Here is a 10,641-nt window from a genome sequence, read left to right on the forward strand (position 1 = left end):
CACTGGCCCCGTGACCGTACCGCCGCCAATCGTCGCGCCGAGCATCCTGGCCGCCGATTTCGCTCACCTCGCCGAAGAGGTCCGTGCCGTCGAGGACGCCGCGGACTGGTTGCACGTGGACGTGATGGACAACCATTTCGTGCCCAACCTGACCATCGGGCTGCCCGTGGTGCAGAGCCTGCGGGCCGCCACCACGATGCCGTTCGACGTCCATCTGATGATCTCCGACCCGCGTCGGTGGGCCCCGGGGTACGCCGACGCCGGGGCGTACAACGTCACGTTCCACGTCGAGGCGGCCGACGACCCGGTGGCCCTGGCCAAGGACCTGCGTTCGGCCGGCGCGAAGGCCGGACTGGCCATCGACCGGGACACCCCGATCGAGCCGTACCTGGACCTGCTGCCCAGCTTCGACACCCTGTTGATCATGACGATCAAGGCGGGCTTCGGCGGGCAGCGGTTCATCCCGCAGTTGCTGGACAAGGTCCGCGCCGCCCGTCGGCACGTGAACGCCGGGCACCTGGAACTGCGCATCGAGGTGGACGGCGGGATCGCCGCCGACACCATCGAGCAGGCGGCCGCGGCCGGTGCCGACGCGTTCGTGGCCGGCACCGCCGTCTACGGCGCCGCCGACCCGGCGGAGGCGGTACGGCACCTGCGGGCGCTGGCGGAACGCGCGGCGCCCGAGGCCTGAGGTGGAGCCCGAGGCCGACCGCAAGGACGTCATCCTCGTCGTCGACGACGACGAGGACATCGCCCGGTTCGTCGAGTTCAACCTGCGGTTGCACGGCTTCGAGGTGATCCACGCCAGCGACGGTCAGGAGGCCCTCGATGTCATCGAGCGCCAGCGGCCGGACCTGGCCGTGGTCGACCTCATGATGCCCCGCGTCGACGGGCTGGAGCTGACCCGGCGGCTGCGCGCCGACCCGATGACCTCCGCCCTGCCGGTGATCATGCTGACGGCCAAGGGGATGACCGTGGACAAGGTCCACGGGCTCAGCGCGGGCGCGGACGACTACCTGGTCAAACCGTTCGACACCGCCGAGCTGGTGGCCCGGGTCTCCTCGACGCTGCGGCGCAACAAGGAGTTCCGGGAGGTGTCCCCGCTCACCGGACTGCCCGGCAACAGTCGCATCCGGCGGGAGATCAGCGACCGGGTCCGGCAGGGGGTGGACTACGCGGTCGGCTACATCGACATCGACCGGTTCAAGAGCGTCAACGACCGGTACGGCTTCGTCCGGGGCGACGACTTCATCTCCGCCCTGGCCCGCAGCCTGCACCGGGCCGTGGTGGCGGTAGGGCTGCCGCCGGCCTTCCTGGGCCACGTCGGTGGCGACGACTTCGTGATCGTCTGCGCGCCCGACCAGGTCCGCCCGCTCACCTCCCGGGCGGTGGTCGACTTCGAGAAGTCCGCCGACACGCTCTACGACGCGACCGACCGTGAGCGCGGCTTCGTCGAGCTGAAGGACCGGCGCGGCAACGTCCGCCGGGCGGCCCTGGTCACGCTCTCGATCGGCGTCTCGCTGTCCGACGCCGGCAAGCGGTTCACCGACCCGCTCGAGGCCATCGCGGTGGCCTCGGAGATGAAGACGGTCGCCAAGAGCCAACCGGGGTCGTACGTCGCCGTGGACCGGCGGCGCGGCGTCACCTGACGCGTGATCCCGCTGTGAAGTAGCTCGCCTCAATAACGACACGCCGGGTTCGGCGTGTAAGACTGCGAAGTACCCACCACGCGCTGGCGGGACTCGGTGAAATTCCGAACCGGCGGTGATCCACGGTCCAACCGTGGTCAGCCCGCGACCCGGACGGCTCTGCCGCCCGGTGGACCTGGTGAAAATCCGGGGCCGACGGTTGGGGGCGGCTCGTTCGCGCCCAGACAGTCCGGATGGGAGACAGCGCGCGGGACGGACGGGTCCGAGCCGGCCGCTGGCTTCAGCGTGCCGTGCCGCCCTCCCGGGGCGGCTGTGCCGTACCCGGAATCCGCCGCCGCCTGACCGCGGTCCATACCGCCTCCCTGACCGCCCGCGCGATGAGGCGAGTGAGAGGGCAGGACAGGGCGATGGCCAGCGTCTCCGTCGACGAGGCGATGCGGCGTGCGATCGAGCTGGCGGCGCGCGGGCTGGGCACCACCAGCCCCAACCCGGTGGTCGGGTGCGTGCTGCTCGACGCGGACGGCCAGGTCGTGGGCGAGGGCTTCCACGCGTACGCGGGCGGACCGCACGCCGAGATCGTCGCGCTGGCCCAGGCCGGCCAGCGGGCCAAGGGCGGCGCGGCGGTCGTCACTCTGGAACCCTGTGACCACACCGGCCGCACCGGCCCCTGTAGCACCGCGCTGGTCCAGGCCGGCGTGGGCCGGGTGGTCATCGCCGTACCCGACCCCAACCCGGTGGCCTCCGGCGGCGCCGCCACGTTGCGCTCCGCCGGGGTCCAGGTGGACCTGGGAGTACGCGGCGAGGAGGCCGAGGCCGGCAACGTGGCCTGGCTGACCTCGATGCGCCGGGGCTGGCCGTACGTCATCTGGAAGTACGCCGCCACCCTCGACGGCCGGTCCGCCGCCGAGGACGGCACCAGCATGTGGATCACCTCGGAGGCGGCCCGGATCGACGTGCACGCGCTGCGTGGCACTGTCGACGCGGTCATCGCCGGGGTGGGCACGGTGCTGGCCGACGATCCGCGCCTGACCGCCCGCAACCTGCGCGACGGCAGCCTGGCCATCCGGCAGCCGCTGCGGGTCGTGGTGGACAGCTCGGGGCGTACCCCGGTGGACGCCCGGGTCCGCGACGGCGCCGCGCGGATGTGGATCGCGACCGCCGCCGAGGTCGGCGCGGGCAAGGACGGCCGGGTCGACCTGCCGGCGCTGCTCGCGGCGCTGCACCAGCGCGGTGTGCGCGCGGTGCTGCTGGAGGGTGGGCCCCGGCTGGCCGGCGCGTTCCTCGCCGCCGGCCTGGTGGACAAGATCGTCGGGTACGTCGCGCCACGGCTGCTCGGCGCCGGCCCCACCGCCCTGGTCGACGCGGGAGTGACGACCATCGCTGAGGCCATCGATCTGGAGCTCGTCGACGTTACGCAGGTCGGTCCGGATCTCCGGATCACCGCTTTGCCCCGAAAGAGGGAGGGCTGACATGTTCACCGGCATTGTCGAGGAATTGGGCGAGATCGTGCGCGTCACGGCCACGGCGGGTGATTCCGCGCTGATCGCCGTGCGAGGCCCGCTCGTCACCTCCGACGCCCGGCACGGTGATTCCATCGCCGTCAACGGTGTCTGCCTGACCGTCGTGGACGCGGCGGACGGCGTCTTCACCGCCGACGTCATGGGCGAGACCCTGCGCCGCTCCGCGCTGGGCGCGCTGCACGCGGGCGACCCGGTCAACCTGGAACGGGCCGCCGCGCTGGGCAGCCGCCTCGGCGGGCACCTCGTGCAGGGTCACGTCGACGGTGTCGGCGAGCTGATCTCCCGCGAACCGGCCGAGCAGTGGGAGACCGTGCGGTTCCGGCTCCCCGCCGACCTGTCGCGGTACGTGGTGGAGAAGGGCTCGATCACGATCGACGGCGTGTCGCTGACCGTGGCGGCCGTCGGCGTCGACGAGTTCGCCGTCGGGCTCATCCCGACCACCCTCAAGCTGACCACCCTCGGCGCGAAGGGCGTCGGTGACCCGGTCAACCTCGAGGTCGACGTGGTGGCCAAGTACGTCGAGCGGCTGCTGGGCAGTCGGCTCGCCGAGACCGGCGAGGTGGCCTGATGAGCGCCGTCGGCTGGCTCCTCGACGCCCAGGTGCAGGTGGCCGGCTCGCCGGTGCTGGTCCGGGAGATCGTCGGCAACGCGTTCGGCCTTTTCTCGGCGCTGCTCGGGCTGCGCCGGCTGGTCTGGGCCTGGCCGGTCGGCATGATCGGGAACGCGCTGCTGTTCACCGTCTTCCTCGGCGGCGTATTCGTCACCCCGCAGGCCCACGACCTGTACGGGCAGGCCGGCCGGCAGGTCTTCTTCTTCGCGGTGAGTGTCTACGGCTGGTGGCGCTGGCAGCGCAACCGTCGGGCCGACGCCCAGCACGCCGCGGTGCTGCCGCGCTGGGCCACCGGCCGGGAACGGCTCGCCCTGCTGCTGGCCGCCGTCGTCGGCACCGCCGCGGCGTACCCGCTGCTCAAGGCGCTGGGCTCCTGGGGCCCGCTGCCGGACGCCTGGATCCTCACCGGCAGTCTGCTCGCCACCTACGGCATGGCCCGCGGCTGGGTCGAGTTCTGGCTGGTGTGGATCGCGGTGGACGCCGTCGGCGTGCCGCTGCTGCTGCGCGGCGGGTTCTACCCGTCGGCGGTCATGTACCTGATCTACGGCGCCCTCTGCGCCTGGGGCTTCGCCGCCTGGTGGCACACGTCGCGCGCCACCCGCCCGGCCACCGCGCTCCCGCCCACCTACACGGAGGCCGTCGCGTGACCAGTTTCGGGAGTATCGACGAGGCGATCGCCGAGATCGCGGCCGGACGGCCGGTCGTCGTGGTCGACGACGCCGACCGGGAGAACGAGGGCGACCTGATCTTCGCGGCCGAGCTGGCCACGCCGGAGCTGATGGCGTTCATGGTGCGCTACACCTCGGGGTACGTCTGCGTGCCGTTGACCGAGAGCGAGGCCGACCGGCTCGACCTGCCGCCCATGCACCACACCAACCAGGACCGGCGTGGCACCGCGTACACGGTGACCGTCGACGCCCGGGAGGGCGTCAGCACCGGCATCTCAGCGGCCGACCGCGCGCACACCATCCGACTGCTCGCCGGAGCGGCCACCGACCCGACGGACCTGGCGCGTCCCGGGCATGTGGTGCCGCTGCGCGCCCGCGAGGGTGGGGTGCTGCGCCGGCCCGGGCACACCGAGGCGGCGATCGACCTGACCCGGCTCGCCGGGCTGCGTCCGGCGGGTGTGCTCTGCGAGCTGGTCAACGACGACGGCACCATGATGCGGTTGCCGGACCTGGAGAAGTTCGCCGCCGAACACGGCCTCGTCCTGATCACCATCGCCGACCTGATCGCCTACCGACGGCGGACCGAGAAGCAGGTCGAGATGGTGGCCGAGGCCCGGATGCCCACCCGGCACGGGGTGTTCCGCGCGCTGGGCTACCGCGCCGAGCACGACCCGGCCGAGCACGTCGCCATGGTCATTGGTGACCTCGGCGACGGCCGGGACGTGCTGGTCCGGGTGCACTCCGAATGCCTGACCGGGGACGTGTTCGGCTCGCTGCGCTGCGACTGCGGGCCGCAGTTGGACGCCGCGCTGGCCCGGGTCGCCCACGAGGGCCGGGGCGTGGTGCTCTACATGCGCGGCCACGAGGGGCGCGGCATCGGGCTGCTGCACAAGCTCCAGGCGTACCAGTTGCAGGACCAGGGCCGCGACACCGTGGACGCCAACCTCGACCTGGGCCTGCCGGCCGACGCCCGCGACTACGGCACCGGCGCGCAGATCCTGTACGACCTGGGCGTGCGCTCGATGCGACTGCTCACCAACAACCCGGCCAAGCGGGCCGGGCTGGAGGGCTACGGGCTCACCATCACCGGCCGCGAGGGCCTGCCGGCCGGCGCTCACCCGGAGAACCTGCGCTACCTGCGCACCAAGCGGGACCGGATGGGTCACCTGCTGGACGAGTTGGACGAGGTGTCCGAGGCGCCGCTGGGGCGTCCGGTCGCCAACGACGAGATCGGAGCATGACGATGGCGGGTTTCGGTGAGCCGGGAGTCGACGCGGTGGACGCGGCGGGGCTGACCGTCGGCGTGGTGGCCGCGCGCTGGCACGGTGATCTGACCGACCACATGCTGGAGCGCGCGGTCGCGGCCGCCGAGGCGTGCGGCGCGCGCTCCGTGGTCGCCCGCGTCGCCGGCTCGGTCGAGCTGCCCGTCGTCGCCCAGGCCCTCGCGCGCCGCTGCGACGTGGTGGTCGCGCTCGGCGTGGTCGTGCGCGGCGCGACCGCCCACTTCGACTACGTGTGCCGATCGGTCACCGACGGGCTGACCCGGGTGGCGCTGGACGAGGGCAAGCCGGTCGCGCACGGTGTGCTCACCGTGGAGACCATCGAGCAGGCCCAGGACCGGGCCGGGCTGCCCGGCTCCGCGGAGGACAAGGGCTGGGCGGCGACCGTCGCGGCGCTCGACGCCGCGCTGGCCGTGCGGACGGTGGCGGCGGGCAACGCGCAGCGGGTCGGCTTCGCCGGCTGACCGTCAGAGCCGACCGGCCTCGATGATCCGGCGCAGGAACTGTCGGGTACGGGGCTGCGTCGGCTCGCCGAGCACCTGCTCCGGCGGGCCGCTCTCGACGACGCGCCCCGCGTCGAGGAAGCACACCTCGTCGGCGACCTCCCGGGCGAAGCCCATCTCGTGGGTGGCCAGCACCATGGTCATCCCGTCGGCCTTCAGGTCCCGGATCATCGTCAGCACCTCGCCGACGAGTTCCGGGTCCAGCGCCGAGGTGACCTCGTCGAGCAGCATCAGCCGAGGTGAGTTCGCCAGCGCCCGGACGATCGCCACCCGCTGCTGCTGCCCGCCCGAGAGGGCGTCCGGGTAGGCGTGCGCCTTCGCGCCCAGACCCACCCGGTCGAGCAGGTCGCGGGCCTGGGCCTCGGCCTCCGCGCGGGCCCGCCGGTGTACGCGCCGGGGCGCGAGGGTGATGTTGTCCAGCACGCTCAGGTGCGGAAACAGGTTGTACGCCTGGAACACCATGCCGATCCGCCGGCGTACCCGGTCGGGGTCCACCCCAGGGTCGGAGATGTCCTCCCCGTCCAGCTCGATCGTGCCGTCGTCCAGCTCGTCGAGGAGGTTCACGCACCGCAGGAGCGTGGACTTGCCCGACCCGGACGCCCCGATCAGCGCCACCACCCGGTGCTCGGCGACCGTCAGGTCGAGCCCGTCCAGCACGACGTGGCCGGCGAACTCCTTGCGCAGCCCCCGGCAGCGCAGCAGCGTCATGGTCAGCCTCCCGACTGGCGGCGGGCCGAGCGCAGCGTCACCCAGTCGGTGACCGCGATCAGCGGAATTGCGAGCAGCACGAACAGCACGCCCGCCACGATGTACGGCGTGTAGTTGAACGTCTGGGCGGTGGCGATCTGGGCGGCCCGGACCGCGTCGATCGGGCCGGCGAGCGAGACCAGCCCGACGTCCTTCTGCAGGGCCACCACGTCGTTGAGCAGTGGTGGCGCCACCCGGCGGACGGCCTGCGGCAGCACCACGTGCCGCATCGTCTGCCGGTAGGTCAGGCCCAGCGACCGCGCCGCCGCGAGTTGGCTGGGGTGCACCGACTCGATGCCGGCCCGGAACACCTCGGCGAGGTAGCCGCCGTAGGTGAGCACCAGCGCCAGCCCACCCAGCACCAGCACCGACGGCATGCCGCGCAGCCGCAACCCCGGCACGCCGAGGGTGAGCAGGTAGAGCACGATGATCAGTGGTAAACCCCGGAACGTGTACGTGTAGCCGGCGGCCAGCGCCCGTACCGGAAAGAAGATCGGGCCGCGCAGCGTCCGCAGCACGGCGATCACCAGCCCCAGCAGCAGGGCTCCGGCCGCGCAGCAGACCAGCAGCCGTACGTTGAGCCAGAGCCCGTCCAGCACGGCCGGCAGCGCGTCGGCGGCGATCCCCGGGTCCAGGAACGACTCCCGTACCCGGGCCCAGCCCGGCGCGCCGGTCACCGCGACGACCAGCAACGTGCCGAGCGCCGCCGTGGAGGCGGCCGCGACCAGCACGCTGTAGATGGTCTGTCGACGTCGGTACGCCGTTCGCCGCGCCTGGGCCGCCGACGGGATGTGCTCCCGTGGCGCTAGGGCGGGGGTGGTCTCCCGCGGCGTCACGTCAGCTCGGCCGCGCCCGCCACCTGCGCGAGCCACTTCTGCTCCAACTCCTTCAGCGCGCCGGCCTCGCTGAGCTGACCGACCGCCCCGCTCACACAGCGGGTCAGCGGCGAGTTCTTGTCCAGCAGCAGCCCGAACACCTCCGGCACGCCGACCCGCGGCAGCTGACCGACGATCACCGCGTCGGTGACCTCCGCGCCGGTGATGTAGAAGGCCGTCGGCAGGTCCACCACGAGACCGTCGATCTGCCCGTTCTGCAGGGCCTTCTTGGCGTCGTCGTTGCTGTTGTAGACCTGCGGCTTCGCGGTGGGCCTGATGACGTCGGTGATCGCCTGGTAGCTGGTTGTGCCGACCTGGGCCCCGAGCTTGGCGCCCTTCAGGTCGGCAACGGTCTTCTTGCCGGCGATCTTCGACGACTTGAGCGCGATGACCGTCTGCCGCACCAGGTAGTACGGCGCGGAGAAGTCCACCGCCTGCTTGCGCTCGTCGGTGACCGAGAACTGGTTGATGTCGAAGTCGAAGGTCTTCTCCCCGGGCGCGATCGCGGTGTCGAACTTCACCCGGGTCCAGGTGACGTCCCCCCGTGCGTAGCCCAGCTTCTCGGCCACGGCGTACGCGACGGCGGCCTCGAAGCCCTCGCCGTTCTCCGGCTTGTCCTGCCGGAACCACGGCTCGTACGCCGGCTGGTCGGTGGCGATGGTGAGCTTGCCCGGCGTACGGGTGGGCAGGCTGTCCTTGACGCAGGACGGCGCGGCGGTGACGGTGGGGGTCGGTTCGTCCTGCGGCGCGCAGGCGGCGACGGCGCCGACAACGGCGCCGACGAGGGTGAGCGCGAGAAGACGTGAGCGGCTGGCCATGGCGGACAGCGTAAAGCTCCACGGGCATCGATCGAAGATCTTCCCACCGTGACGATAGGGAATTGTCCGCCTGCTGGGTTGGGCCGGACCCGGACGTCCGGTGGTGGCCCGGCGGCTGGAAGAATCGTTCCCCGTGAAGACGTTCGAGGAGTTGTTCGCCGAGCTGCAGGCCAAGGCCGCCGCCGGCACCCCGGGCTCGGGCACCGTCGCCGCTCTGGACAAGGGCGTGCACTTCATCGGCAAGAAGGTCGTCGAGGAGGCGGCCGAGTCGTGGATGGCCGCCGAGCACGAGGGGCCGCAGCGCACCGCCGAGGAGATCTCCCAACTGCTCTACCAGGTCCAGGTGCTGATGCTCGCCAGCGGTCTCGAGCTCAAGGACGTCTACCGACATCTGTGAGTGCGCCCCGTCGTTGATCAGAACCGATCGAAGGAGCACTCCGTCATGCTGCGTGTCGCCATCCCCAACAAGGGCACCCTGGCCGAGCCGGCCGCCCAGATGCTGCGCGAGGCGGGCTACCGCCAGCGCACCGACCCCAAGGATCTCGTCTGCCGGGACGAGGCCAACGACGTCGAATTCTTCTACCTGCGTCCCAAGGACATCGCCACCTACGTCGGCTCCGGTGATCTCGACCTCGGCATCACCGGCCGTGACCTGCTGATCGACTCGGCCGCGCCCGCCGAGGAGGTCGTCGACCTCGCCTTCGGCCGGGCCACCTTCCGCTTCGCCGCCCGCCCCGACGACATCGCCTCCGTCCAGGAGCTGGGCGGGCACAAGATCGCTACCGCGTACCCGGGGCTGGTCGAGCGGCACCTCGACGAGGCGGGCGTCAAGGCCGAGGTGATCCGCCTCGACGGCGCGGTGGAGAACGCCGTACGCCTCGGGGTGGCCGACGTGATCGCGGACGTGGTGGAGACCGGAGCGACGCTGCGTCAGGCGGGCCTCGTCGTGTTCGGCGAGCCGCTGCTGCGCTCGTCGGCGGTGCTGGTGCGCCGTGCCGGCGCGCCGGCCCACCAGCAGGCCGAGCAGCTCCTGCGTCGCCTGCACGGCGTGCTGGTGGCCCGCCGTTACGTGATGCTCGCCTACGACGTGCCGGCCGGTCTGCTCGACCGGGCCAGCGGGTTGACCCCCGGCATCGAGTCGCCCACGGTCTCGCCGTTGCACCGCGAGGGCTGGGTGGCCGTGCAGGCCATGGTGCTCAGCGACGACGTGCACCGGATCATGGACGAGCTGTACGACCTGGGCGCCCGCGCCATCCTGGTCACCAACATCCACGCCTGCCGCCTCTGACGGGTATTGATCCACACGAGATCGCGGAAATGGGGGTGTCCGCTCACGCGGGTCACCCCTACTTCGGCGATCTCGGGTGGATCACCGCTGTCCTGCGCCGGTGCGGTGCACGGAGGCCCGCCTGGCGCCCGGCGCGACGTGGGACGGTGTCCGGCGTCCCGGCGTCCCGGCGTCCCGGCGTCCCGGCGTCCCGGAGCCGGCAAGATCACGCTCGATCCAGGAGCTTGTCTCATCCTGTTTGGGCTGTTCAGGAGTGGTTGACAGGTCTTGTTGGTGTGGTGGGGTGCTGGTGGGTGGGGTGGAGTTTCGGTGTTGATCGTTTGCCTAGCGGTTGATTTCGGTGTTGGTGAGGACGAGTAGGGCGCGTAGCAGGGTGGTGGTGTCTTGGCGTCAGCCGTGGCGTAGTCGGGTGAGGAAACGCCAGTTCTTGAGGTGGGCGTGGGCGTGTTCGTTGGCGGCCCGTTCGCGGCTGGTGAGGGTGTTCACGGTGTGTTGGGCGGGGGTGAGGCGGTGGTGGCGGTTGCCGTGGCGTCCGGTGATGACGGTGGGGGTGTCGGGTTGGTCGTCGAGGCGGGTGTGGATGCGGTCGCAGATGATGGCGAGGTTGTGGTGGCGTAGTCGGGCGGGTAGGTGCAGGCGTTTGGCTTGGGTGGCTTCGTGGGTGCGGGCGCCGGAGGCGGCGG

General features: G+C 71.8%; 12 protein-coding genes, 1 pseudogene and 1 riboswitch. Of the genes and pseudogenes, 9 read left to right on the forward strand and 4 right to left on the reverse strand.

Annotated elements, in window-relative coordinates; translation table 11 throughout:
* Positions 1-10 precede the first annotated feature (10 nt).
* The 7 genes from rpe (at position 11) to ribH (ending at position 6,191) form a co-directional block, all read left to right on the forward strand.
* On the forward strand, positions 11-691 hold the full coding sequence (gene rpe, locus ACLQ25_RS18615) for a ribulose-phosphate 3-epimerase (RefSeq protein WP_425732102.1): 681 nt from the start codon (positions 11-13) through the stop codon (positions 689-691).
* Positions 585-1,649 (forward strand): GGDEF domain-containing response regulator, encoded by a 1,065-nt coding sequence (locus ACLQ25_RS18620; RefSeq protein ID WP_425732103.1) that lies wholly within the window; start codon positions 585-587, stop codon positions 1,647-1,649. Before rpe ends, ACLQ25_RS18620 begins: the two co-directional genes overlap by 107 nt.
* A gap of 78 nt (positions 1,650-1,727) precedes the next feature.
* Positions 1,728-1,898, forward strand: a riboswitch (FMN riboswitch).
* 158 nt (positions 1,899-2,056) lie between these two features.
* Entirely contained in the window at positions 2,057-3,118 is a 1,062-nt protein-coding gene (gene ribD, locus ACLQ25_RS18625) for a bifunctional diaminohydroxyphosphoribosylaminopyrimidine deaminase/5-amino-6-(5-phosphoribosylamino)uracil reductase RibD (RefSeq protein ID WP_425732104.1), read from the forward strand.
* A 1-nt stretch (position 3,119) separates the two neighbouring features.
* Positions 3,120-3,737 (forward strand): riboflavin synthase, encoded by a 618-nt coding sequence (locus ACLQ25_RS18630; protein WP_425732105.1) that lies wholly within the window; start codon positions 3,120-3,122, stop codon positions 3,735-3,737.
* Complete coding sequence (gene pnuC, locus ACLQ25_RS18635; RefSeq protein ID WP_425732106.1) at positions 3,737-4,426, forward strand: nicotinamide riboside transporter PnuC; 690 nt, start codon at positions 3,737-3,739, stop codon at positions 4,424-4,426. Before ACLQ25_RS18630 ends, pnuC begins: the two co-directional genes overlap by 1 nt.
* The gene (locus ACLQ25_RS18640) at positions 4,423-5,688 is read left to right on the forward strand and encodes a bifunctional 3,4-dihydroxy-2-butanone-4-phosphate synthase/GTP cyclohydrolase II (protein WP_425732107.1); all 1,266 of its coding nucleotides are present in this window, start codon (positions 4,423-4,425) and stop codon (positions 5,686-5,688) included. Before pnuC ends, ACLQ25_RS18640 begins: the two co-directional genes overlap by 4 nt.
* Before the next feature lie 2 nt (positions 5,689-5,690).
* Positions 5,691-6,191: a 6,7-dimethyl-8-ribityllumazine synthase gene (gene ribH / locus ACLQ25_RS18645; protein ID WP_425732117.1), complete on the forward strand. Its 501-nt coding sequence runs from the start codon at positions 5,691-5,693 to the stop codon at positions 6,189-6,191.
* Between the two features lie 3 nt (positions 6,192-6,194).
* Here the strand turns inward: ribH and ACLQ25_RS18650 are convergent, their stop codons facing one another.
* The 3 genes from ACLQ25_RS18650 to ACLQ25_RS18660 are packed head-to-tail and all read right to left on the reverse strand — an operon-like array spanning position 6,195 to position 8,670.
* Positions 6,195-6,938 carry an amino acid ABC transporter ATP-binding protein gene (locus tag ACLQ25_RS18650; protein WP_425732108.1) on the reverse strand — a complete coding sequence of 248 codons (744 nt, stop codon included), beginning with the start codon at positions 6,936-6,938 and terminating at the stop codon, positions 6,195-6,197.
* A 2-nt stretch (positions 6,939-6,940) separates the two neighbouring features.
* Positions 6,941-7,813, reverse strand: coding sequence for an amino acid ABC transporter permease (locus tag ACLQ25_RS18655; protein ID WP_425732109.1), 873 nt, complete (start codon positions 7,811-7,813; stop codon positions 6,941-6,943).
* Entirely contained in the window at positions 7,810-8,670 is an 861-nt protein-coding gene (locus ACLQ25_RS18660; protein WP_425732110.1) for an ABC transporter substrate-binding protein, read from the reverse strand. Before ACLQ25_RS18660 ends, ACLQ25_RS18655 begins: the two co-directional genes overlap by 4 nt.
* Before the next feature lie 133 nt (positions 8,671-8,803).
* Between ACLQ25_RS18660 and ACLQ25_RS18665 the strand changes: the two genes are divergently transcribed.
* The gene (locus tag ACLQ25_RS18665; protein ID WP_089016570.1) at positions 8,804-9,067 is read left to right on the forward strand and encodes a phosphoribosyl-ATP diphosphatase; all 264 of its coding nucleotides are present in this window, start codon (positions 8,804-8,806) and stop codon (positions 9,065-9,067) included.
* A 45-nt stretch (positions 9,068-9,112) separates the two neighbouring features.
* Positions 9,113-9,958 carry an ATP phosphoribosyltransferase gene (gene hisG / locus ACLQ25_RS18670; protein ID WP_425732111.1) on the forward strand — a complete coding sequence of 282 codons (846 nt, stop codon included), beginning with the start codon at positions 9,113-9,115 and terminating at the stop codon, positions 9,956-9,958.
* A 390-nt stretch (positions 9,959-10,348) separates the two neighbouring features.
* Here the strand turns inward: hisG and ACLQ25_RS18675 are convergent.
* Positions 10,349-10,641: pseudogene (locus ACLQ25_RS18675) on the reverse strand (hypothetical protein); the annotation flags it as partial.

Source organism: Micromonospora sp. DT44 (assembly GCF_049841635.1).
Lineage (GTDB): Bacteria > Actinomycetota > Actinomycetes > Mycobacteriales > Micromonosporaceae > Micromonospora.